The following is a 22105-nucleotide window of genomic DNA, read 5'->3' as shown; positions in this document are numbered from 1 at the left end:
TCGCCTTATTCTCCCGGCAGCAAGAAGCCATAGGCGCGCATGATGCTGCGGGTTTCCGCCGCGCCCATGTAGTCGGCGAATAGCCGCGCGGTAGGGTTGTCGGCGGCACGGCGGGTGATGATGAAGCCCTGGGTGAGCGGCGCGTGGAGTGCGTCGTCGATCAAGTGGTAGCCACCTTGGTCGAGTATCGATGGGTGGAGGACCAGCGACAGGGCGATGATGCCCACCTCGGCGGCACCGCTCTGCACCAGCTGCAGGGTGTGGACGATGTTCTCGCCGAACACCAGGTGTCGCTCCAGCGTCTCCCACAGGCCGCTGGCGCGCAGGGCTTCCTGGGCGCGGGCGCCATAAGGCGCATGGCGGGGGTTGGCGATGGCAATACGTCGGAAGCGTTCGTCGGCCAGTGAGTCGAGCGTCAGCGCGGACGCCTCGACGGCATCGCTCCAGATCACGATACGCCCCTCGGCATAGGGGGTCACCTCACCAGCGGCATGGCCGGCCTCTTTGAGCGCCTGAGGGTAGGCGATGTCTGCCGAGAAGTAGAGGTCGAAGGGGGCGCCATTCTCGATCTGGCTGCGAAAGCGCCCTGAGGAGCCGTAAACCACCTCTATGGGATGATCAGGATGGTCGGCGGCGAAGTTCTCCAGGATCTCGTCCATGGCGAAGCGCAGATCCGAGGCCGCGGCGATGCGGGTCGGTTGTGGGTCGGCCTGGGCCGTCGCCAGGGGCAGGCAAAGACCGAGGATGACCACACCGGCCAACAAGCCCTTGAAAATATGTGCCACCGTCAGTCCTCTTCCAGGGTCGTGGTTTTTATACGGCTCAGGCGAGTCGTCGTATCTCGGTGAATATAACGAACCGTCGTATACTGCCATGCATAACGCATGGTGTGTATACCGCACAAGGGGTATTCCTGCTGGAACTTGTCAGTTGCGTCCGTAGTGGCCGGCTCGGATGCGGTAGAATCGAATGGTTTCTTGAACCAGAGCAGCCCGCCTTTTTGACCATTTTGCTGAGGAGAGAAGAAATGACTATCGTCCGTCACGACACCAAGGCGCGCATGAGCCGTGCCGTGATCCATAACGGTATTGCCTACCTGTGCGGCCAGGTGGCCGGTCCCGAAGCGCGTCAGGGTGACATCACCGAACAGACCGAGAGTATGCTGGCGCGGGTCGATGCACTGCTCGCCGAAATCGGCTCCGACCGCGAGCACCTGCTCAGTGCGACCGTCTACCTCAAGGACGGCAGCGACTTCGCCGCCATGAACGCGGTATGGGACGCCTGGGTGCCCACCGGCCATGCCCCGGCACGCACCTGCGTCTGCGCGCCCATGCCCGCCGATGAACTCAAGGTCGAGATCACCGTGACGGCCGCCGTCGTAGCTGGCCGCAACTATCCTTACTGAGGAAGCCAGCGAGGTTCTTGGATATCGAGCGCTGCAGAGCCTCGGTGGCTTCCTAACGAATGCAGGGATCGTCGAGCGGCGCCTCTCGCGGCCTCAGCCGCCGCGAGAGGGCGTCCACGGCGATGTTCAGCATGGCGGTGACCAGCAGCAGGAAGAAGGCCACGTCGAACATCAGGTAGTCGAAGCCCTCCTCGATGTAGAAGCCCAGGGTGGCGACTCCAAGCATACCCAGTATCGCGGTTTCCCTCAGGATCACCTCGGCCCGGTAGTAGAGCAGTGCCAGCAGCCCCGGGTAGACCCGCGGCAGCAGCTCGTAGGCCAACCGTCCGCTGGCGGGCAGCCCCGGCATGCCGGGCGTAATGGCGTCGGCGTGGCGCGCCACCAGGAAGGCGATCAAGGCACCGTTGTGCAGCGCCAGCGCCAGCCAGGCGGGCAGCAGCGAAGGGCCGAGCAGCAGCAGGAAGACGAACGCCAGCATCAGTTCCGGCGTCGAGCGCAGGAAGATCAGCACCCCATGTCCGGCCAGGCGGGTGCCGCGGTTGCCGAAGTGGCGGCTGGCCAGCGGCCATAGCACGAGTGCCACCAGCAGCGCCCCCACGGTACCGAGCAACCCCAGCAGCAGGGTGTTGCCGATGGCGGGCCCCAGCGCCGGAATTCGTGCCAGCCACGCGACGAACCCCGCCCAGTCACCGGCAAGCAGTGCCGCCGGCCAGATATCCTCGGAGACGAAGCGCCACAGCAGCCCGCCGTCGATGCTCGGCCAGGGGCCCAACAGCCAGGCACCACCCACCAGCAGCAGCGGAATCAAGCGCTTGTGGCCCCACCAGGGCAGGCTTGCGATCAGCAGGTAGAACAACCACAGCAGGGCGCCTGCCTCGTGGTAGCGCCCTTCGCGAAAGGCGGTTTCGAGATGGAAGCCCAGGGTCGGCAAGCCGACGAAGCCGAGCAGTACACTGGCGCGCAAGCCGCACTCGAAGCGGTAGCGGGTGTAAGCGGCAAGCTGGGCCCAGGCCAGCGGCAGCTCGGCGTAGACGAAGCGCGCCAGCCGCCCACTCCCGGGTGGCAGGGCATCGCGCGGCGCGCGCGGAGTCTGCTCGAGGATTTCGGCGTAGACCTTGGCGAAGATGCCGGCATAGGGGATTGCCAGTGCCGCCAGGGCAGTCAGCGCCGATAGTCCGAACACCTGCAGGAACAGCAGCGCCCAGAACAGTTCGTGAATGGCTCGCACGAAGGCGCAACCGGCACGTACCAGGCGCGAGCGGGCAAACAGCAGCGCCAGGGGAAAACCCAGTATGACACCGGCCAGAGTGCCCCACAGCGCCACTGCTACGGTGAGTCCGAGCGCCGCCAAGGGTGACTCCAGCGCACTCCAGGCCGGCCAGGCCAGGCCGGCTACCATGCGCCCGAGCTCACCCCAGGGGTCGCGGGTGTGAATCGCCAGATCGGCGAAAGGCGCCAGCAGCACGGCCAAGGCCACCAGGCCCAGGGTGTGACGGGCGAGGCGCAGGCCGGGTGAAGTGCCGCGCCACCAGCTTGCTGCCAACTCACCGTGGCGCCGCGTCAGGCCATCGCTCACGGCCGCCCCCGCGCACAGGGCAGCGCATCGATGTCCGGCAGGGGGGCGGCACCATCGTCAGGCGGCGGGCTGTGGTCAGGTCGGTCGGCATCGGGGTAGAGCGCGTCCAGTTCGGCCAGGCTGAGCTGGTCGGCTCGTGCATCGATCACCAGACGTCCGTCACGCAGCCCCCACACTCGGTCGAAGTGGGTCAGCGCCAGCTCGCGCTGATGTAGCGCAACCACCGAGGTCGTGTGGCGAGCATCGATCAGGTCCAGCAGGCGCAGCGCCTGATGGGGGTCGACGCTGGCGACTGGCTCGTCGCCGAGGAACAGCGGCCGCGCCTGGTAGAGGGCACGGGCGATGGCCACTCGCTGGCGTTGGCCGCCGGAGAGCTCACCCACCGGCCGGCGCAGCAGGCCGGCCAGGCCCAGCTCGCCGCACAGCGCTGTCACCTCGCGCCAGGGGCCGCGCAGGGGGCGCACCAGGTTCCACAGGTTGGCCAGCGCCGAGTGCTCCGGTAGCCGGCCCATGAAGACGTTGTGATAGACGGCGAGCTGCGGTACCAGGCCGTGGTGCTGCGGGCACCAGGCAACCTGGCGCCTGAGCCGGGCACGCAGCTCGCCAAGCAGCGTCGACTTGCCGGCACCGCTCTGGCCGAGCAGGGCAACCCGTTCACCCTCGTGCAAGGCGAGAGTCAGGCCTGGCAACACCACCTGGTTGCCATACCCAAGATCATCACCCTCGAAGCGAACCAGCAGTCGACGTTGCTCTCCCTCCATCAGCGCAGCAGGCCGAGCGCTTCGGCCACCTCCTCGATGGGAGCGTAGAGGTCGTTGTCGGCGGGGATGAACGCTTCGCGGGGGAAGGTGGCGAGTAGCTCCGGGTCGTCCATCTCCAGAAAGGCGGCCTGGACCTTGTCGGTGAAGCCTTCGCCGAAGCGCTCGTCGGCATCGCCACGCAGGGTCCAGTTGTAGTCGGGATAGGGCGGCGTGGCCCAGATCACGTCCACCTTGTCGGTATCCACCCGACCATCCTCCACGGCGGCTTCCCACACCGTGTAGTTGACTGCGCCGATGTCATAGGTGCCGGCTTCCACCAGGGCGATGGTGCGCGAGTGATCGCCGGAATAGCCCACCCGCGAGAAGAAGTCCTCCGGGTTGGCGTCGTCGAAGCGCTGGCGGAAGAAGTGTTCCGGCATCAGCCGGCCGGAAGTGGAGGTGCGTGAGCCGAAGGTGAGGCTCATGCCTTCGATGTCGTCGGGCAGCTCATCTGCGCGCGTAAGCCCGGTGGACTCGTGGGCAATGAAGTAGCTCATGAAGGCGTTGTCCTCGCTGCCCTGGGCCAGCGCCTGGGAGTCCGGCACCAGTCGCCGAGCCTGCACGCCGGACAGCCCGCCGAACCATGCCAGCTGTACCTGGTCGTTGCGGAAGGCGGTGACCGCGGCGCTGTAGGACTTCACTGGCACGTATTCCACCTCGACGCCGAGGCGCTCCTCCAGGTAGTCGGCTACCTTGGAAAAGCGCTCCACCAAGCGCGCCTGATCCTCGTCGGGAATGGCGGTGAAGCGGAAGGTCTCGGCAACCGCGCCCTGCGCGAACAGCGTGAAGGCGATGGCGGGCAGGAAGGTCGCAGACAGTGCGGTCCGGCGCATGGGGGCTCCTTTGCGGGCGTGGGAGGTAGAGGCGCTATTGTTGTGCCGTGCCGTCCGGCTGACAACCCCAGCGCAGTTTGCCTATGGCGGATCTGGCAGATGCTGAGCAGAAAATAAGTAAACTTTCTTAGTTCTATGACGCTTATGCGACTAATGGTGAATATAAAACACGTCTCGCTTGCCTAAAATGTCGTAGTTTTACCAATGTCAGACATTTTTAATCCAACGGACTGCCGGCGCCTTCAAGGAGTGATATCCGCATGCATGCCCTCACGCTACTGTCGTTCCTGTTCTTCACCGGGCTGGTCGCCTTGATTACCTGGCGCCTGACCCGGCGCGACGACCATGCCAGCACGAGCGGTTATTTCCTGGCCGGTCGTTCGCTGACCTTTCCGCTGATCGCCGGTTCGCTGCTGATGACCAACCTCTCCACCGAGCAGATGGTGGGGCTCAACGGTGCCGCCTTCAGCGACGGCTTGAGCGTGATGGCCTGGGAGGTGGTGGCGGTCATCGCCCTGGTGGCACTGGCGCTGTTCTTCCTGCCACGTTTCCTCAGGAGCGGGATCGCAACACTGCCCCAGCTGTTGGCGATCCGCTTCGACTCTGGCACCCAGCTGATCGCCAACGTGATCTTCCTGATTGCCTATGCGGTGATCCTGCTGCCGATCATTCTATACTCTGGCGCCATGGGCTTGCAGGGCATGCTCGACCTCTCCGGCCTGACCGGCATCGAGTCGAGTACGCTGCTGCTGTGGCTCACGGTATGGGTGGTGGGGATCATCGGCTCGATCTACGCCCTGTTCGGCGGGCTGCGCACCGTGGCCGTGTCGGACACGCTGAACGGCGTCGGGCTACTGATCGGTGGCTTCGTCATCGTCTACTTCGGCCTGCAGGCGGTGAGCGGCGATGGTGGAATTCTCGAAGGCTGGAACATCCTCAAGGCGAGTGACCCGGACAAGCTCAACTCCCTGGGCGGATCCGACCAGCAGGTGCCGTTCTCCACGCTCTTTACCGGGGTCTTCCTGATCAACCTCTTCTACTGGACCACCAACCAGCAGATCATCCAGCGCACCTTTGCTGCCGAAAACCTGGCCGAAGGACAGAAGGGGGTGCTGCTCACCGGCTTCTTCAAGCTGCTCGGGCCGCTCTACCTGGTGCTACCGGGCATCATCGCCTATCACCTCTATGCCGATCAGGGCGTGCGCGCCGACGAAGCCTACGGCCACCTGGTGTTCCACGTGTTGCCGCCGTACCTCACCGGCTTCTTCGCTGCGGTGATGGTGGGTGCCATCCTGTCGTCGTTCAACTCGGCGCTGAACAGTACTACCACCATCTTCAGTCTGGGCATCTACAAGGGCGTGCTGAAGAAGGATGCCACGGACGAGGAAGTGGTGAAGTCTGGCAAGGTGTTCGGTTGGATCATGGCCATCGCCACCATGACCATCGCGCCGCTGCTGGCCGGGCAGGAGAGCCTGTTCGGCTATCTGCAACGCATGAATGCGATCTACTTCATTCCCATCCTGGCCGTAGTGATCGTAGGCTTGCTGACCAAGCGGGTGCCGCCCATGGCCGCCAAGGTTGCGTTGGTAGGTGGCTGCCTGATGATCGCCGCCGGTTACTTCGTGCCGCCATTCGACCGGCTTCCGCTGGTCATGCACGAGTTCCACTTCGTGGCCGGCGTGTTCGTGCTGCTGGTCGCCCTGATGCTGGTGATCGGCAAGCTGCGCCCGCGTGAGACCGACTGGGTACACGAGGACAGCGGTGCCGTCGATCTCACGCCTTGGCGCGGTGCCGTTCCCGCCAGTCTCGTGCTGGTAGTGCTGGTGATCATCATCTACGCAGCCTTCGCCGGCGGTTGAAGGCGCACTGGGGCGGCCCTGACTGGGGCCGCTTCGTCTAGCTGCTCATCCCTCTTGCTGTCTTTCCCCGGAGCGGCGTAGCATGATGATGAACGAAATGTCTGACATTTCGATGATAAACATGGAGAGCCGTATGACGCTGGTTTCACTGCCGCGCCACCAGGGAGGTGCCGACGGTCTGGCCCGGCTGCTGGGCCAGGCGCTGCTGTCGGGGCATTGGCGCCCCGGCGAGACCTTCCCACGCGAACGCGACCTCTGTGCGCATTTCGAGGTCAGTCGCAACCAGGTACGCAATGCCCTGGCCACGCTGGTCGCCCTGGGCCTGATCGAACGCACCGCGGGGCGTGGCAGCGTGGTCTGCGAAATCGGCGAGTGGCATCTGCTCGACCCGCTGGTCAGCGAGTGGATGACCAGTATCGAAACGCCCGATGCCGAGCTGCTGCGCGAGATCTTCGCCTTTCGCTATTCGGCGGAACCCGCCGTCGCCCGCCTGGCAGCACGAGCGGCCGAGGCGGAGGATCTCGAGTGCCTGGAGGCGGCCTTCCTGGGCATGCGGCGTACCGCAGGCAGGCCGGAGGTCAGCACCCAGCACGCAGAGTACGACGTGGCCTTCCACGACGCCATCTACCGCGCCACCCACAACCTGGTGTGGCGCCAGATGGGGCACCTGCTGCGGCCCTCGGTCATCGCCCTGATCCAGCGCTCCCAGGCCCATCTCCAGCCGCTTCACGATGGCCTGGAGGATAGCCTGGCGCGTCATGGCCGCCTGCTGGAGGCGATCCGCTGCCGCGATGGTGATGCTGCCGAAGCTGCCGCCGCCGACGTGCTGGGGCGTACCGCCATCGACCTGGGTATCGTCGCCGATGCTGCCGCTCGACCTGCCACCGCGCCGGTGGCCGAACACCATGCCCATGCCAAGGAGCACTCAGAATGAAGATCACCCGACTCAAGACCTGGCAGGTGCCGCCGCGCTGGCTGTTCCTCAAGATCGAGACCGACAGCGGTTGCTACGGCTGGGGTGAGCCGGTCATCGAGGGGCGCGCCGCCACCGTGGAGGCCGCGGTACACGAACTCGCCGACTATCTGATCGGCCAGGACCCGCATCGCATCGAGCACCTGTGGAACACGCTCTACCGCGCCGGCTTCTATCGCGGTGGCCCGATCCTGATGAGCGCCATCGCCGGCATCGACCAGGCGCTGTGGGATCTCAAGGGGCGCGATTTGGGTGTGCCGGTGCATCAACTGCTGGGCGGTGCGGTGCGTGATCGTATGCGCATGTACGCCTGGACCGGCGGCGACCGGCCAAGCGACGTGGGGGCGGGAGCCAGGGAGCTGGTGGAGCGCGGCTTCACCGCTTTCAAGATGAACGGCACCGCCGAGATGCAGATCGTTGACTCGCATCGCAAGATCGACGAGGCCGTGGCGCGCGTGGCCGAGGCCCGCGAGGCGGTGGGGCCCGAGATAGGGATCGCCATCGACTTCCACGGCCGGGTGCACCGCCCCATGGCCAAGGCTCTGCTGCGTGAGCTTGAGCCCTACCATCCGATGTTCGTCGAGGAGCCGGTGGCCCCCGAGCATCTGCCGGCACTGAAGCATATCGCCGGCGGGCTCGGCTATCCGCTGGCCACCGGTGAGCGGCTGCACACGCGCTTCGAATTTCGCGACCTGCTGGCCGAGGGCATGATTGACATTATCCAGCCAGACCTCTCCCACTGCGGCGGCATCAGCGAGGGGCTGAAGATCGCCACGCTGGCTTCGGCCCATGACGTGGCCCTGGCGCCGCATTGCCCGCTCGGACCGTTGACCCTGGCAGCCTCGCTGCAGCTCGACGCGGTGAGCCACAACGCCTTCATCCAGGAGCAGAGCATGGGCATCCACTACAACCAGGACAATGACGTGCTCGACTACCTGGTCGATAAGTCGGCGCTAGCCATCGAGGGCGGCTTCTGTGCCATTCCCCAAGGGCCTGGGCTCGGCGTGGAGATCGACGAGGCGTTCGTCGAGGAGCGGGCCAAGGTGGGGCATCGCTGGCGCAACCCGGTATGGAGCCATGAGGACGGCTCCATCGCCGAGTGGTGAGGGGGCAGCCATGAGCGATGAGGTGTGCAAGCGGCTGACGTGGGTTGCCGTGGACTGGGGCTCGAGCAACCTGCGCGCCTGGGCCATGAATGCGCAGGGCTGGGTGCTGGCGCGGGCTGGGAGCGACAAGGGCATGCTGGCTCTGGCTCCAGAAGACTACGAGCCCGCCCTGCTCGAGGCGATCGGTGACTGGTTGCCCGCTTCCGGCCGCGTGCCGGTGTGGGTCTGCGGCATGGCCGGTGCCCGCCAGGGGTGGTGCGAGGCGGCCTACCTGCCGCTGCCGACGCCCCTGAACGGCCTCGCCCGAGGTGCCGTCGAGCCAGCAGTGCGCGACCCGCGCTTGAACGTGCGCCTGTTGCCGGGGCTGTGCCAGCACGCCAACGAGGCAGGGCGTGGTTTTGACGTGATGCGCGGCGAGGAGACCCAATTGGCCGGCCTGGTGGCCCGTGAGCCTAGCTTCACGGGCCTGGTTTGTCTGCCCGGTACCCACGCCAAATGGGCATGGCTCGAGGCCGGCACGGTCGTGCGCTTCGCCACGGCGCTTACCGGCGAACTCTACGCTCTGCTGGCCAGCCAGTCGGTGCTCAAGCACTCCGTGGATGATGCCGAACTCGCCGAGCCTGGCTGCCGTGAGGCGTTCGTTGCCGCAGTGCGCGAGGCAGCCACCGAGCCCGGGCGCTTCAGCCAGTGGCTGTTCGCGCTGCGCGCTGCCGACCTGCTCGACGATTCGCTTCCGCGCGGACCAGCGCGGCATGCCCAGCTGGGGGCGCGCCTCTCGGGGCTTGTCGTCGGTCTGGAACTCGCCGGCATGTGCCACGACCTGCCCGACGCTCCTCTCACCTTGATCGGCAGTGAGGCGCTGTGCGCCCGCTATGGCCTGGCCCTCGAAGCGCTTGGACACGATAGCCGCCGCCTCGACGGCGAGACGGCGGTGCTGGCCGGCCTGGGGCTGGCGCAGGCCGGCTCATGACGTCTGCAAGGAGATTGCCCATGACTAAGTCCAGGACTCTGCCGTTGATTGGCATCCTGCGTGGTATCACCCCGCAAGAGTCGGTCGCGGTGGGTGAGGCGGTACTCGCCGCTGGCATCGACACCCTCGAAGTTCCGCTCAACTCGCCCGAGCCGCTGGAGAGTATTCGCCGCTTGGTCGATGCCCTGGGCGAGCGTGCGCTGGTAGGTGCCGGTACCGTGCTCGACCCGGGCCAGGTACGGGAGGTCCATGCCGTCGGGGGGCGCTTGGTGGTGTCGCCCAACTGTCGTCCCACGGTGATCGAGGAGACCCAACGCCTGGGCATGCAGAGCTGGCCTGGTGTGCTGACACCGTCGGAGGCCTTCGATGCGCTGGATGCCGGTGCCACCGGCCTCAAGCTGTTTCCTGCCATTCAGGTGGGCGTGGAGGGGATGAAGGCGCTGCGAGCCGTGCTGCCGAGCGACACTCGGCTCTATGCCGTGGGAGGTATCGGCGCGGACGAGTTCGCCGCCTGGCGCGCTGGCGGTATCAGCGGTGCCGGCCTGGGGAGTGCCCTCTACCGACCCGGACAGTCGCCCGAGCAGGTGGGCAAGCAAGCGCAGGCGCTGGTGGCAGCCTGGCGGGCTGCTGGCAGCGAGGCGTGAACCTGACTCGGCATTGATCTTTTCCCTGCCTTTTCTGCTGCGACGCGGCTGGATTCAGCCGCGGGGCGGGTAGCGGGTGTCGCGCAGGCTATCCTTGATCTTCTTCAGGTGAGGCAGGAAGTCCTCGCCGCGGCGCAGGGTGACGCCGGTGGCGAGTACGTCGATCAGGGTGAGCTGGATCATGCGCGAGGTCATCGGCATGTAGACGTCGGTGTCCTCCGGTGTGGGGACCTCGAGCGTCTCGGTGCACTCCGCAGCCAGCGGTGATCCGGGGGCGGTGATACCCAGCACCACGGCGCCGCTCGCGCGCGCCAGCTGGGCGATGTCGACCAGCTCGCGGGTACGGCCGGTCCAGGAGATCACCACCACCACGTCGCCGGTGTGGCAGGCCGAGGCGACCATGCGCTGCATCAGCACGTCCACATAGGAGGTGACCGGCAGGTTGAAGCGAAAGAACTTGTGCTGAGCGTCCTGGGCCACTGCGCCGGAAGCGCCCAGGCCGAAGAAGTGGATCTGCTTGGCCTGTATCAGATAGTCCACCATCCGCTCGATACGAGCTGGGTCGAGCGTGCGGCTGGCTTCGTCCAGGGCGGCGATGGTGGCGCCGAAGATCTTGCCCGTGTAGGCCTCTGCTGCATCGCCGGGCTCCACCGACTGGCTGACATAGGGTGTGCCGCCGGCCAGGCTCTGGGCTAGCTTGATCTTGAAGTCAGGGTAGCCCTTGGCGTTGAAGCTGCGACAGAAGCGGTTGACCGTGGGTTCGCTGACCGAGGCGGCCTGTGCCAGGCTGGCGATGCTCAGGCCGGTGGCCCGGGCCGGGTCGGCCAGGATGACGTCTGCTACCTTGCGCTCTGAGCGATTGAGCTCCTCGAGGCGTTGACGGATTCGTTGCAGCAGGTCGTGGGCCATGATGGTTGAGACTCTTCTGAAATGGTGATGTAGTGATTTAACAACATGATCGCCGGCTATCCTATCGCGGAGTGTCGGCTGGGCGCGAATTGACCTATAGGTATAGCTGATTTTGAGCGTAATATTACAAAATATTGGTTGAATGACAGCCTGTTTTTACGTATTTTTTGTGTAAATTAACCAGATGGGGGCGGACATGAATGCAACCAAGCGGTCAGAGGAAGATAATCGGCCGGTCATCGATCTCGCACTGTTTGGTGCCTTGGGCGACCTGTCGCTGCGCAAGCTCTATCCGGCGCTTTATCACCTTGACCGCGAGGGCCTGCTGCACGACGACACGCGCATCCTCGGGCTGGCTCGGCAGGAGCTGAAGCTCGACGCCTTCCGCCGGCAGGTTGCCGAAACCCTGCAGACCTACGTCAAGCCCGCGGAACTCGACAGCAAGGCCGTCAAGCGCTTCACTGCACGCCTCGATTACCTGCAGCTCGATTTCGCCACCGCCGAAGGCTATCGCGGCATTACCGAGTGGCGTAAGGCCGTGCGCCATGACACCGTGGTCTGCCCCCTGGTCGTCTACCTGGCCGTACCAGCGAGCCTGTACGGCGATATCTGCCGTAATCTGCAGGCCGGTGAATGCCTCGACGAACTCTCCCGCGTGGTCGTCGAGAAGCCGATCGGCTATGACTTTGAATCCTCCTGCGAGATCAACGATGCCATCGGCGAGGTGTTCCCGGAATCCCGGGTCTATCGCATCGATCATTACCTGGGCAAGGAGACCGTCCAGAACCTGATCGCGCTGCGCTTCGCCAACCCCCTGTTTGGCACCCAGTGGAACCAGAACCACATTTCCCACGTGGAGATCACCGTGGCCGAGCAGGTAGGCATCGAAGGGCGTTGGGGCTACTTCGATCGTGCCGGCCAGTTGCGTGACATGGTGCAGAACCACCTGTTGCAACTGGTCTGCCTGATCGCCATGGACCCACCGGCCAACCTCGATGCCGACGCCATCCGTGACGAGAAGGTCAAGGTGCTCAAGGCGCTGCAGCCTTTCAGCGAGGCCAAGCTGAATCGCGACGTGGTGCGCGGCCAGTACATTGCCGGCACCATCAAAGGCAAGGGGGTTCCCGGCTATCTCGAGGAGGAAGGCGCCAATCAGGAGAGCGAGACCGAGACCTTCGTCGCCATGAAGACGGGCGTTTCCAACTGGCGCTGGGCGGGGGTGCCATTCTACCTGCGCACCGGCAAGCGCATGCCGGAGAAGCTGTCGCAGATCGTAATCCACTTCCGCCAGCAGGCGCACTACATCTTCGACCCCGACCAGCGCAACCTGGCGGCCAACAAGCTGGTCATCCGCTTGCAGCCCGACGAGGGCATCGCGCTGGAGGTGCTGACCAAGGACAGCGGCCTGGACCGGGGCATGCGCCTACGCCGCGGTCCGCTGCACCTGGATTTCGGCAGTGCCTTTCCCCAGGCGCGGATTCCCGATGCTTATGAACGACTACTGCTCGAAGTGATGAAGGGGCAGCAGTACCTGTTCGTGCGCCGCGACGAGGTGGAGCATGCCTGGCACTGGTGTGACAGCCTGGTTGCCGCCTGGAAGGAGATGGGCGAGCCGCCGCGGCGTTATCCGGCCGGCTCCTGGGGGCCGGTGGCCTCCATCGCCATGATCACCCAGGATGGGCGCAGCTGGTACGAGGATTACTGACATGACGCAAGTGAATGCCAAGCCGCGTGAACAGCTCGCCGAGCAGCTCGCCGAAGCCACCAGCGAAGCGCTGCGCCAGGACTTGGCTCAGCAGGGGCGGGCGCTACTGGTGCTTTCCGGTGGCTCGACGCCGGTACCTTATTTCCAGGCCCTGGCACGGCAGGAGCTGCCTTGGGAGCGGGTCGACGTGACTCTGGCCGACGAACGCTGGGTGAGCGAATCGAACGAGGCGAGCAATGCTCGCCTGGTGCGCCGTCATCTGCTGCAGGGCAAGGCGGCAGCGGCCAGTTTCATCTCCTTGACTACGGAAGACGAGACTCCGGAGCAGGGCGTCGAGGCGGTTACCCGGCGCATCGAGGCGCTGAGCTGGCCCGCCAGCCTGGTAGTGCTGGGCATGGGTGGAGACGGTCACACCGCCTCGTTGTTTCCCGACAGCCGCGAGCTGGAGCTGGGACTCACCACCGATGCCCCGGTACTGGCCGTGCGCACGCCCAGCCAGCCCCAGCCGCGCATCACCCTCAGTGCCGACCGGTTGCACCAGGCGCGACGTCACGTGCTGCACATCACCGGCGATGACAAGCGCAGCGTACTGGCCCGGGCCATGTCCGGCGACGATTCGCGCGAACTGCCGATCCGCGCCTTCCTTTCCTGCCCGCTGGCCGTTTACTGGGCCCCCTGAACTGGAGTCTTGCTCATGACCATCGACAAACAGTTGCCGTCCACGCGCACCACCGAACTCGACAGCATTTGCCTCAAGGCCGAGGTCATCCCGGTACTGGCCATCGAGCGGATCGAGGATGCCGTACCGCTGGGCCGCGCCCTGGTCGAGGGTGGGCTCACAGTGCTGGAGGTCACCCTGCGTACCGACTGTGCCCTCGAGGCGATACGCCGCCTCAAGGAAGCATTGCCCCAGGCCAGCATCGGCGTGGGTACCGTGCTGACGCCGGCTCAGTATCGTCAGAGCGAGCAGGTGGGGGCCGATTTCGTGGTGACACCAGGCACCACCGAGGCGCTCTATCGCTACGGCGTGACCAGTCCGGTGCCGATGCTGCCTGGCGTGGCCACTGTGTCCGAGCTGATGACCGGCTGGCAATACGGCTACCGCCGCTTCAAGTTCTTCCCCGCCGAAGCCAGCGGGGGCGTCAAGGCGCTCAAGGCCTTTGCCGGCCCGATCCCCGAAGCACGCTTCTGCCCCACCGGCGGTATCACCCTCGACAACGCCGAGGACTATCTGGCGCTGAAGAACGTGATGTGCGTGGGTGGCTCCTGGCTGACGCCGAAATCCCTGGTCGATGCCGAGGACTGGACCGGCATTCGCCAGCTCGCCAAGGAGGCCGCCCAGCGCTTCCATCACTGAGCGGCTGCGCCGACCCTATTGTTGTGCTCTCTCGGCAGCCCGTTGCTGTCATTGTGCCCGGCCTGATGGCCGGGCTTTTTTTATCTGTCGCCCAAGGCAGACAGTGGTACCAACGAGAAAGCGCCGGTGCATGTCGCCCCCAAGGACGGCGTGCACCGGCGCTTGAACGCCTGCCAGGTAGATAGATATCAGGCGTTGGCGGCGACGGAGACAGGTGCCGCGCCACGCTTGATCGCCGCGTAGCCCAGGCCGGTGATCAGCGAACCGATGACGATGGTGCCGAGGTAGAGCAGCGCGGGATTGATGGCGTTGGGAATCAGCAGCACGAAGATGCCGCCGTGAGGGGCCATCAACTGGGCGCCGACCAGCATCGAGAGGGCGCCGGTGGTCGCGCCGCCCAGCATGCAGGCCGGAATCACCCGCAGCGGGTCCTTGGCGGCGAAGGGAATGGCGCCCTCGCTGATGAAGCACAGCCCCAGCACGAACGACGCCTTGCCAGCTTCGCGCTCCGGTTCGGAGAACTTGTGGCGCGCGACGAAGCTGGCGATACCCATGCCGATGGCCGGCACCATGCCGGCGGCCATGATCGCCGCCATCGGCGCGTAGGTCTGGGAGGCCAGCAGGCCGACGCCGAAGGTGTAGGCGGCCTTATTGACCGGCCCGCCCAGATCGAAGCACATCATGGCGCCGAGCAGAATGCCCAACAGCACGGCGTTGGCCGAGCTCATGCCGGCGAGGAAGCTGGTCAGGCCAGCGAGAATCGCCGCCACCGGCTCGCCGATCAGGTAGATCATGGTCAACCCGGTGACCAGGCTCGCGATCAGCGGAATGATCAGGATCGGCTTGAGCGATTCGACGCTCGACGGCAGCCGGACGTGGCGGGTCACGGCCAGCGCCACGTAGCCGGCGAGGAAACCGGCGATGATGCCGCCGATGAAGCCGGCGCCGATGTCGGCCGCCAGCATGCCGCCGATCATGCCCGGGGCGATGCCGGGGCGGTCGGCGATGGAGTAGGCGATGTAGCCGGCCAGTACCGGAATCATCAGGGCGAAGGCGGTGCCGCCGCCGATCTGCATCAGCGCCGCGGCCAGTGTGCCTTCTTCCTGGAAGGCCTCGATGCCGAAGACGAAGGAGAGCGCGATCAAGAGGCCGCCGGCCACCACCATGGGCAGCATGAAGGAGACGCCGGTGAGCAGGTGCTTGTAGACACCTTTCTCCTTGATGCTCTTCTTCGAGTCGGTTCCGCGCGAGGCGCTGGCGGCATCCTCGATCTCGGCTTCGGCCAGCGCCGCCTCGATGGTGGGGCGCGGTTTCTTGAGCGCATTGCCGGTGGAGGTACGGTAGATGCGCTTGCCGGCGAAGCGGGTCGGATCGACCTCGATGTCACAGGCGAGTATCACCACGTCGGCCGCGGCAATCTCCTCGTCGGTCAGCTTGTCCTGGGCGCCTACCGAACCCTGGGTCTCGACGCGAATGGCGTGGCCCAGGCTCTTGCCTGCCCCGCTGAGTGCCTCGGCGGCCATGAAGGTGTGCGCCACCCCGGTCGGGCAGGCGGTCACGGCAACGATTTTGCTGCCGCCGGCGGATGCCGGCTCGGCAATCGGCGCCGCGCTCGCAGCGGGTGGCGTATATTCGCTGGCTTCACGCTGGGCGCGGGCGAGAAAGGCCTCGGGATCGGGTAGCGCCTCGCCGATGGCGGCCTGGAACAGACGCTTGCCGCGGAAACGCTCGGCAGCGGGAACTTGGTCGGCGGCGACCACGATCAGGTCGGCTTCGGCAATGGCCTGGGCCGAGACGGGCTCGACGGCCTCGAGCTGGCTGTGCATCTCGACGCTGGGCTGCCAATCGAGCCGCTGTGCGGCCTGCTCCAGCCGACGAGCGGCGAGGAAGGTGGTGGCCATGCCGCTGGGGCAGGCGGTAACGATGATCACGTTCATGCGAGGGCTCCCCCTGCGTCGACGTCGTTGAGGCGACGTACGCGGGTCTGTTGTTGGAGTTGCGGGAAGTCGTCGGCGTGGAGGTTGCCCACGCCAAGGTGACGAACCGATTCGGCGGAAAGTGCGGTGGCCAGGCGCAGGGCTTGGTCCGGGGGGTGACCCGAGAGCACGCCATGCAGCAGGGCGGCGAGCAGGGTATCGCCGGCGCCCACGGTGCTGGCCACCGTCAGGCGTGGCGGCATGGCCTGCCAAGCGCCGCGATGGCTGACCCACAGCACACCGGCGGGTCCGGCTGAAACCACGGCCTCCTCGATGCCAGCGGCGTAGAGGCGCAGCGCCGCGGCCAGCCGCGACTCGGAGGTGTCGAGGGTGTTGCCGGCCCAGGTTGCGAGCTCCTGCTCGTTGGGCTTGACCCCGGTGGGGCGGGCATGGATGGCCTGGGTGAGGGCCTCGCCGCTGGTATCGACCCAGACCGGCAGCCCGGCTTCTCGAAGCCGGGCGGTCAGCTCGGCAAGGTTACCCGGCGTTACGCCCGGCGGCAGGCTGCCGGCGATTACCACGGCATCGGGGCGCCGCCGGGGATCGCCGATACGCGTGTCGAGCCCGTCGAGCAGCCGCTGCCAGGCGGTGGCATCGATCGCCGTGCCTGGGCCGTTGATGTCGGTGACGCGGCCATCGGCCTCGGCGAGCTTGGCGTTGATGCGGGTCTCCCCGGGCACGCGCAGGAACGCATCCTCCACTTCCATGGCCTCGAAGGCGCGCAGGAAAGGGCCGTCGTTGTCGGCGCCGAGAAAGCCCGATACCGTCACGTCGTGACCGAGGTCGGCCAGCACCCGGGCCACGTTGACCCCCTTGCCGGCCGCCGTCAGATGGGTCTCGCGGGTACGGTTGACCTTGCCCGGCACCAGCCGCTCCAGGCTCACGGAGAGATCCAGCGCCGGGTTGAGAGTGAGGGTGAGCACGCGGGCCATCAGCGCACCTCCAGGGTGTCGCGAACCGCCTCGCTGGTCGCCTGGGCCAGGGCCAGCTCGGCCTGGGCGCGGGCTTCGTCCAGGTTGAACTCGCGCAGTCGGGCCTTGACCAGCGGTACCTGCCGCGCGCTGACCGAAAGTTCGTCGACGCCGAGGCCGACCAGCACCGGTACGGCCATGGCGTCGCTGGCCAGCTCGCCGCAAACCCCGACCCATTTGCCGTGGGCGTGGGCTGCTGCTACGGTCATCTCGATCAGGCGCAGCACCGCCGGGTGCAGGCCGTCGGCCTGGGCCGAGAGGGCGGGGTGATCGCGGTCGATGGCCAGGGTGTACTGGGTCAGGTCGTTGGTGCCCACCGAGAAGAAGTCGACCTCAGCGGCCAGCGTCGGGGCCAGCAGCGCCGCCGAGGGTACTTCGATCATCACGCCGAGCTGCACGTCCGTGGCGCGCTCGGCTTCGGGAATTTCTACCAGCAGACGCTCGAAGATAGTTCGTGCCGTACGGAATTCACCCACGTCCTTGACCATCGGCAGCATGATGCGCAGCGGCCTCGGCGTTCCCTCAGCGTCGGGTGCTGCGGCCATCAGCAGCGCGCGCAGCTGGGTCTCGAGTACCTCGGGGCGGGTCAGTGACAGCCGAATGCCGCGCAGGCCGAGGAAGGGGTTGTCCTCCTTCGGTACCGGCCAGTAGGGCAACGGTTTGTCGCCGCCCACGTCCAGGGTGCGGGCCACCAGCGGGCGGCCACCCAGGGCGTCGAGGGCCTCGCGATACTCGGCGATCTGGGTGTCGAGGTCCGGCTCCTGGGCGTGGGCCATGAACAGGAATTCGGTGCGCAGCAGGCCGATACCCTCGGCACCGCGCTCCACGGCGTCGGCGGCGTGCGTTGTGTTGCCCAGGTTGGCGGCCACCTCGACGCGATGGCCATCGCGGCAGCGTGCCTCCTCGAAGCGCGACTCCCACGCTTCGGCTTCGCGGCGCTGGCGCTCGGCCAGACGCTGCTCCGCCGCGGCACGGCGCTCGGCGGAGGGGGCCGGAATCACCCGGCCGCGTTCGCCATCGAGGATCAGTTCGCAGCCGTTTGTCAGCGTCAGTACCCGCTCGCCGGCGCCCACCACGGCGGGGATACCCAATGCCCGGGCCAGGATTGCGCTGTGCGCGGTGGCGCCGCCGCGGGCGGTGAGCAGGCCGCGTACCCGGCGCGTGTCGAGGCGCGCCACGTCGGAGGGGCCGATGTCGTCGGTCACCAGGATATAGGGCGCCTCCGGCGGCTCGGGCAGACTCACCTGGCACAGGATGCCGAGTACGCGGCGGCCGACGTCGCGCAGGTCGGCGGCGCGCTCGGCAAGCAGGCGGTCGGCCAGCATCTCCTGGGCGTGGGCAGCGGTCTCGATAGCTTCCCACCAGGCGGCCTCGGCAGAGCGCCCCTCCTGGATACCTTCGCGGGCCGCCTCGAACAGTTCGGGGTCCCTCAGGATCTCCTCGTGCATAGAGAGGATCTGTGCCACTTCGCCGCCGCGGGCCTCGCGCTCCAGTGTCTCGAGCTGGTCCGCACCCTCGACGATGGCGCTCTGCAGGCGCCGCTGCTGCTCGGCAGGGTCGGCGGCGCGTTCGGGATAGTCGAAGCGTGGGGTCTGCAGTACGAACACCGGGGCGATGGCAAGCCCCGGCGAGGCAGCAACGCCAAGATGAGGCTCATCGTCGGGCAGCGGTTCGGCAGGTACGGCATCGGCCTGCGGTGTGATGCGCTCGCGGCTCTCGTCGAACGGCAGGACCTGCTCGCCGAGGCCATCGGCCATGGCTCGGCATACGGCGTCGAGCGCTGCCTGGGCATTGCCGCCCTCAGCGGAGAAGGCCAACTGCTGGCCGCGTCGGGCGCCGAGGTTGATGACCTTGGTCAAACTGGTGGCGGATACTGCTGCGCCGCCGCCCTCCGCCAAACGTACGTGGATGGGGGTGCCTTGCTGTCGGGCGACCTGTACCAGTTGCTTGGCCGGGCGGGCGTGCAGGCCGTGGGCGTTGAGCACCCGGGCAAGCCGGGTGTGGGCGGTGGCGGACTCACCGGCCAAGCGGGCCAATACGGTGGCGGCATCGGCACCAGGCAATGCGGCTGCGGCGCCACTGTCGAGCAGTGCCAGGATTCGCTCCAGCAGGCCGCGGTGGGAATCGCCCTGGCCGGCCAGGCAGAAGACGCCTTTTACCGCTTCTCCTTCGCTTTCCAGCCTCGTATCGGGTGTCGCCAGGGCCAGCGCCGGTACCTCAACGCTCCGGTCGCTGTTGGCAAGCCACAGCCCTTGGCCGAGCCGGGTCAGCTTGCGCTCGGCCACCGTGGCGACGAACTCGCTGCCCACGCAGCCGAGCTGACGCAGCCGGGCGGCGCCGGCCAGGGCCAGCTCGCGAGTGTCGCGAGCGGGAAAGCCGAGGCACAGGGTCTCGGCGTCCAGGCGTGCCTCCACCACTGTCTTCGACAGCAAGGCGGCCACTTGCGTGGCTGAACGGGCGGTGGCCAGGCGCTCTCCGACGCTGTCGTCGTCGAGTACGTGGGTGAGCTGACGCAGGATGTCGAGGTGTTCGTCGCTCTGGGCGGCGATGCTGACCAGTACGTGAACGTGCTGACCGTCGTGCCACTCGACCCCGGACGGGAACTGCAGCACGCGCACGCCGGTCGTGCGTACATGCTCACGGCTATCGGCGGTACCGTGGGGAATGGCAATGCCATTGCCGAGGAAGGTAGAGGACTGAGCCTCACGCTGGAACAGGCCGTCGCGATAGGCCGGAGCGACGAGCCCCGCCTCGTGCAGTGATTCGGCGGCTTGCTCCAGCGCTTCGCGCCAGTCGGCTGCCTGGCAGTCGAGGCGGATGTCCTCGGGGCGTAGCGTGAGCATGGTAAATCTCCTGGGCGCGCGGTTGGGTGACATGCAGCGCAGATTCGAGCCTATACTGATAGAGGATATTGCTGAATCGTGTCACCTTTCTTGTTTCTCATGCTGGATCGATTCATTCGTTTTCGCAAGTCGCTATTTCTTAGACTTTGGCAGGGGGCGGGGCGGGCCGCATGTGACGTAGAATCGGCTCCTGCACACTGAGGGATGCCATGACACTCGCTGAAATTGCCCGACTGGCCGGGGTCTCGCGTACTACTGCCAGCTATGTCATCAATGGCAAGGCTGTCGAACGGCGCATCAGCCAGGAGACCGTCGACAAGGTGATGGCGGTGGTGCGCGAGCATCGTTACCGGGTCGATGCCCAAGCCGCAGGATTGCGGCGTGGCTCGAGCCGTACGCTGGGACTGATCGTTCCCGACCTGGAGAACGTCAGCTATGCGCGCCTGGCCAAGCGGATGGAACGCGGTGCCCGGGAACAGGGCTATCAACTGCTGATCGTCGGTTCCGACGACCAGCCGGATACCGAGCGCGACCTGGCGCTGTCGCTGCGCGCCCAGCGCTGCGAGGTGCTGATCGCCGCCAGTTGCCTGCCGATGGACGACCCTTTCTACGGTGAACTGCTGCAGGACGGCCTGCCAGTAGTGGCGGTGGACCGCGGCTTTGACCCGGAGCGTTTCGCCAGTGTGGTGAGCAACGATCGCGAAGCTGCCGAACAGCTGACCCGTTCGGTGCTCGACGACTCGGTGAAGCGCATTGCCTGGCTGGATGCGGTACCGGCGCTCTCCATCAGCCGCGAGCGGCGGGCCGGCTTCGGCGAGGCCATGGCGGGCTCTGTGGCCGAACTCTTGGTCTATGGTGCGGAGCGCTATGACCGCGCCGATGGCGCCCGGATGATGCGCGAACTGCTCGACCGGCATGGCCTGCCGGATGCCGTGGTCACGGCTTCCTACACGCTACTCGACGGCGTGTTCGACGTACTGCTCGAGGATGGCGGCCTGCCGCAGTCGCTCCGCATGGCCACCTTCGGTGACAGCCGGCTGCTCGACTTCCTGCCGCTGCCGATCAATTCGGCGGTACAGGACCATGACCGCATTGCCACGACGGCGCTGGCCTGTGCCCTGGCGGCCTCCCAGGGCGACTACCGGGTCGGGCAGCACGTGGTGCCGCGGACCCTGCGACGCCGGCTGCCGGTCAGGCTCGCATCATGAGCGCCTAGCCCCTCAGTCTGGCCAGGTCACCATGGCTTGGCAGGGCGGCATAGGCGCCGGGGCGGGTCACGGCATGGGCGCCGCAGTTGGCGGCGGTGCTCAGGGCGCGCTGCAGGAAGGCGTCGTCCTGATGCCAGTTCTCCTCGATACCGTACTCGGCCAATTCGGCGAGCAGCCCGCCGATGAAGGCATCGCCGCCGGCGGTGGTATCCACCGCCTCGACCCTAGGTGGCATATGGCGCAGCTCCTTGCCTACGCCTAGGGCGCGTACCTCGCCGGGGCCATCCGTGATCACCAGTAGCTTGACGCCTGAGGCGAGCCGCTCGGCCAACCAGGCGTCGGCCGGGTGGCCGGCGCGCAGGTAGTGAAGCTCGTCAGTCGAGAGCTTGACCAGTGCGGCATGATCGATCAACTGGGTAACCAGGGAGATGTCGGCGCTGCCGCCCCCCCAGAGATTGTGGCGCAAGTTGGCATCGACACTGACCAGGCAGCCGGCGCGGCCAGCCATCTCGGCCATGGCCAGTGTGGTGTCGGCGATCTCGGGTTCGGTCAGGCTGTTGCTGCAGAAATGCACGATGGCGGGCTCGGCGAACACCCCGGCTGGCAGGTGCTCGAGTCGATAGAGCAGGTCGGCAGCGGGTGGGCGGTAGAAGTCGAAGGTACGCTCGCCGTGGGCATCGCGTGAGACGAAGGCCAGCGCCGTGCGGGCCTCGTCGGTGCGCACCACGCCGGAGAGATCGACGCCGTGGGCGGCCAGCTCCGCAGCGAGGAAGTCGCCGAAGTGGTCCGCGCCGAGCATGCCGAGGAAGCGGCTGGGTATGCCCAGACGCGCACAGGCCACCGCTACGTTGGCCGGTGCACCACCGGCATAGGGTGTGAAGGTTTCCGGGGCGCTGCCGGTCTGGTCTCCCAGCCGGCTGGAGAGCATGTCGACCAGGGCTTCGCCGAAGGCGATGACGGGTATCATGGG

Annotated in this window: 19 protein-coding genes; 10 read left to right on the top strand and 9 right to left on the bottom strand. The window is 66.5% G+C overall.

The window, feature by feature from the left end; genetic code table 11:
* Positions 1 to 5 precede the first annotated feature (5 nt).
* On the bottom strand, positions 6 to 785 hold the full coding sequence (gene modA, locus SPH52_RS09860) for a molybdate ABC transporter substrate-binding protein (RefSeq protein ID WP_411794844.1): 780 nt from the start codon (positions 783 to 785) through the stop codon (positions 6 to 8).
* Positions 786 to 1027: 242 nt separating this feature from the next.
* Between modA and SPH52_RS09855 the strand changes: the two genes are divergently transcribed.
* Complete coding sequence (locus tag SPH52_RS09855) at positions 1028 to 1405, top strand: RidA family protein (RefSeq protein ID WP_411794843.1); 378 nt, start codon at positions 1028 to 1030, stop codon at positions 1403 to 1405.
* Positions 1406 to 1457: 52 nt separating this feature from the next.
* Here the strand turns inward: SPH52_RS09855 and SPH52_RS09850 are convergent, their stop codons facing one another.
* The 3 genes from SPH52_RS09850 to SPH52_RS09840 are packed head-to-tail and all read right to left on the bottom strand — an operon-like array spanning position 1458 to position 4614.
* Entirely contained in the window at positions 1458 to 2981 is a 1524-nt protein-coding gene (locus tag SPH52_RS09850) for a PhnE/PtxC family ABC transporter permease (protein ID WP_411794842.1), read from the bottom strand.
* Positions 2978 to 3742 (bottom strand): ATP-binding cassette domain-containing protein, encoded by a 765-nt coding sequence (locus SPH52_RS09845; protein WP_411794841.1) that lies wholly within the window; start codon positions 3740 to 3742, stop codon positions 2978 to 2980. Before SPH52_RS09845 ends, SPH52_RS09850 begins: the two co-directional genes overlap by 4 nt.
* Positions 3742 to 4614, bottom strand: a complete 873-nt coding sequence (locus SPH52_RS09840) for a putative selenate ABC transporter substrate-binding protein (protein ID WP_411794840.1) — start codon at positions 4612 to 4614, stop codon at positions 3742 to 3744. Before SPH52_RS09840 ends, SPH52_RS09845 begins: the two co-directional genes overlap by 1 nt.
* A 260-nt stretch (positions 4615 to 4874) precedes the next feature.
* Between SPH52_RS09840 and SPH52_RS09835 the strand changes: the two genes are divergently transcribed.
* The 5 genes from SPH52_RS09835 (at position 4875) to SPH52_RS09815 (ending at position 10166) form a co-directional block, all read left to right on the top strand.
* Positions 4875 to 6473, top strand: coding sequence for a solute:sodium symporter family transporter (locus tag SPH52_RS09835; protein ID WP_411794839.1), 1599 nt, complete (start codon positions 4875 to 4877; stop codon positions 6471 to 6473).
* A 133-nt stretch (positions 6474 to 6606) separates the two neighbouring features.
* A complete protein-coding gene (locus SPH52_RS09830) occupies positions 6607 to 7407 on the top strand; it encodes a FadR/GntR family transcriptional regulator (protein ID WP_411794838.1) in 801 nt (266 codons plus the stop codon).
* Positions 7404 to 8552 carry a galactonate dehydratase gene (dgoD, locus tag SPH52_RS09825; protein WP_411794837.1) on the top strand — a complete coding sequence of 383 codons (1149 nt, stop codon included), beginning with the start codon at positions 7404 to 7406 and terminating at the stop codon, positions 8550 to 8552. The genes SPH52_RS09830 and dgoD overlap by 4 nt, the downstream gene beginning before the upstream one ends.
* A 10-nt stretch (positions 8553 to 8562) precedes the next feature.
* On the top strand, positions 8563 to 9522 hold the full coding sequence (locus SPH52_RS09820; RefSeq protein ID WP_411794836.1) for a 2-dehydro-3-deoxygalactonokinase: 960 nt from the start codon (positions 8563 to 8565) through the stop codon (positions 9520 to 9522).
* A gap of 20 nt (positions 9523 to 9542) precedes the next feature.
* Positions 9543 to 10166: a 2-dehydro-3-deoxy-6-phosphogalactonate aldolase gene (locus SPH52_RS09815; RefSeq protein ID WP_411794835.1), complete on the top strand. Its 624-nt coding sequence runs from the start codon at positions 9543 to 9545 to the stop codon at positions 10164 to 10166.
* A gap of 54 nt (positions 10167 to 10220) precedes the next feature.
* Here the strand turns inward: SPH52_RS09815 and SPH52_RS09810 are convergent, their stop codons facing one another.
* A complete protein-coding gene (locus SPH52_RS09810; RefSeq protein ID WP_411794834.1) occupies positions 10221 to 11075 on the bottom strand; it encodes a MurR/RpiR family transcriptional regulator in 855 nt (284 codons plus the stop codon).
* A gap of 196 nt (positions 11076 to 11271) precedes the next feature.
* Between SPH52_RS09810 and zwf the strand changes: the two genes are divergently transcribed.
* From zwf to SPH52_RS09795, 3 genes are read left to right on the top strand one after another with little or no spacing between them, the layout of a single operon-like run.
* A complete protein-coding gene (zwf, locus tag SPH52_RS09805) occupies positions 11272 to 12780 on the top strand; it encodes a glucose-6-phosphate dehydrogenase (RefSeq protein WP_411794833.1) in 1509 nt (502 codons plus the stop codon).
* Position 12781: 1 nt separating this feature from the next.
* Positions 12782 to 13459, top strand: a complete 678-nt coding sequence (pgl, locus tag SPH52_RS09800) for a 6-phosphogluconolactonase (protein ID WP_411794832.1) — start codon at positions 12782 to 12784, stop codon at positions 13457 to 13459.
* 15 nt (positions 13460 to 13474) lie between these two features.
* Complete coding sequence (locus tag SPH52_RS09795) at positions 13475 to 14137, top strand: bifunctional 4-hydroxy-2-oxoglutarate aldolase/2-dehydro-3-deoxy-phosphogluconate aldolase (RefSeq protein WP_411794831.1); 663 nt, start codon at positions 13475 to 13477, stop codon at positions 14135 to 14137.
* Positions 14138 to 14325: 188 nt separating this feature from the next.
* On the opposite strand, the gene SPH52_RS09790 is transcribed toward SPH52_RS09795, so the two are convergent.
* From SPH52_RS09790 to ptsP, 3 genes are read right to left on the bottom strand one after another with little or no spacing between them, the layout of a single operon-like run.
* Complete coding sequence (locus SPH52_RS09790) at positions 14326 to 16074, bottom strand: PTS fructose-like transporter subunit IIB (protein WP_411794830.1); 1749 nt, start codon at positions 16072 to 16074, stop codon at positions 14326 to 14328.
* Positions 16071 to 17045, bottom strand: a complete 975-nt coding sequence (pfkB, locus tag SPH52_RS09785; protein WP_411794829.1) for a 1-phosphofructokinase — start codon at positions 17043 to 17045, stop codon at positions 16071 to 16073. Before pfkB ends, SPH52_RS09790 begins: the two co-directional genes overlap by 4 nt.
* On the bottom strand, positions 17045 to 19927 hold the full coding sequence (ptsP, locus tag SPH52_RS09780; protein ID WP_411794828.1) for a phosphoenolpyruvate--protein phosphotransferase: 2883 nt from the start codon (positions 19925 to 19927) through the stop codon (positions 17045 to 17047). The genes pfkB and ptsP overlap by 1 nt, the downstream gene beginning before the upstream one ends.
* A gap of 209 nt (positions 19928 to 20136) precedes the next feature.
* Between ptsP and cra the strand changes: the two genes are divergently transcribed.
* Positions 20137 to 21135 carry a catabolite repressor/activator gene (gene cra / locus SPH52_RS09775; RefSeq protein ID WP_411794827.1) on the top strand — a complete coding sequence of 333 codons (999 nt, stop codon included), beginning with the start codon at positions 20137 to 20139 and terminating at the stop codon, positions 21133 to 21135.
* 4 nt (positions 21136 to 21139) lie between these two features.
* Here cra and SPH52_RS09770 read toward each other — a convergent pair whose 3' ends face one another.
* Positions 21140 to 22102 (bottom strand): carbohydrate kinase family protein, encoded by a 963-nt coding sequence (locus SPH52_RS09770; RefSeq protein WP_411794826.1) that lies wholly within the window; start codon positions 22100 to 22102, stop codon positions 21140 to 21142.
* Positions 22103 to 22105 lie beyond the last annotated feature (3 nt).

This window comes from Halomonas sp. A29 (assembly GCF_046723295.1).
Taxonomy (GTDB): Bacteria; Pseudomonadota; Gammaproteobacteria; order Pseudomonadales; family Halomonadaceae; genus Halomonas.
This window is presented reverse-complemented; position numbering and strand designations above follow the sequence as displayed.

What these genes read in the sequence shown, in the direction of transcription:
- SPH52_RS09810 (WP_411794834.1), bottom strand. Translation starts at nt 11,075, where the DNA reads ATGGCCCACGACCTGCTGCAACGAATCCGTCAACGCCTCGAGGAGCTC.
- SPH52_RS09855 (WP_411794843.1), top strand. Translation starts at nt 1,028, where the DNA reads ATGACTATCGTCCGTCACGACACCAAGGCGCGCATGAGCCGTGCCGTG.
- SPH52_RS09815 (WP_411794835.1), top strand. Translation starts at nt 9,543, where the DNA reads ATGACTAAGTCCAGGACTCTGCCGTTGATTGGCATCCTGCGTGGTATC.
- SPH52_RS09835 (WP_411794839.1), top strand. Translation starts at nt 4,875, where the DNA reads ATGCATGCCCTCACGCTACTGTCGTTCCTGTTCTTCACCGGGCTGGTC.
- pgl (WP_411794832.1), top strand. Translation starts at nt 12,782, where the DNA reads ATGACGCAAGTGAATGCCAAGCCGCGTGAACAGCTCGCCGAGCAGCTC.
- SPH52_RS09840 (WP_411794840.1), bottom strand. Translation starts at nt 4,614, where the DNA reads ATGCGCCGGACCGCACTGTCTGCGACCTTCCTGCCCGCCATCGCCTTC.
- SPH52_RS09790 (WP_411794830.1), bottom strand. Translation starts at nt 16,074, where the DNA reads ATGAACGTGATCATCGTTACCGCCTGCCCCAGCGGCATGGCCACCACC.
- cra (WP_411794827.1), top strand. Translation starts at nt 20,137, where the DNA reads ATGACACTCGCTGAAATTGCCCGACTGGCCGGGGTCTCGCGTACTACT.
- SPH52_RS09795 (WP_411794831.1), top strand. Translation starts at nt 13,475, where the DNA reads ATGACCATCGACAAACAGTTGCCGTCCACGCGCACCACCGAACTCGAC.
- pfkB (WP_411794829.1), bottom strand. Translation starts at nt 17,045, where the DNA reads ATGGCCCGCGTGCTCACCCTCACTCTCAACCCGGCGCTGGATCTCTCC.
- zwf (WP_411794833.1), top strand. Translation starts at nt 11,272, where the DNA reads ATGAATGCAACCAAGCGGTCAGAGGAAGATAATCGGCCGGTCATCGAT.
- SPH52_RS09845 (WP_411794841.1), bottom strand. Translation starts at nt 3,742, where the DNA reads ATGGAGGGAGAGCAACGTCGACTGCTGGTTCGCTTCGAGGGTGATGAT.
- SPH52_RS09820 (WP_411794836.1), top strand. Translation starts at nt 8,563, where the DNA reads ATGAGCGATGAGGTGTGCAAGCGGCTGACGTGGGTTGCCGTGGACTGG.
- dgoD (WP_411794837.1), top strand. Translation starts at nt 7,404, where the DNA reads ATGAAGATCACCCGACTCAAGACCTGGCAGGTGCCGCCGCGCTGGCTG.
- ptsP (WP_411794828.1), bottom strand. Translation starts at nt 19,927, where the DNA reads ATGCTCACGCTACGCCCCGAGGACATCCGCCTCGACTGCCAGGCAGCC.
- SPH52_RS09830 (WP_411794838.1), top strand. Translation starts at nt 6,607, where the DNA reads ATGACGCTGGTTTCACTGCCGCGCCACCAGGGAGGTGCCGACGGTCTG.
- SPH52_RS09770 (WP_411794826.1), bottom strand. Translation starts at nt 22,102, where the DNA reads ATGATACCCGTCATCGCCTTCGGCGAAGCCCTGGTCGACATGCTCTCC.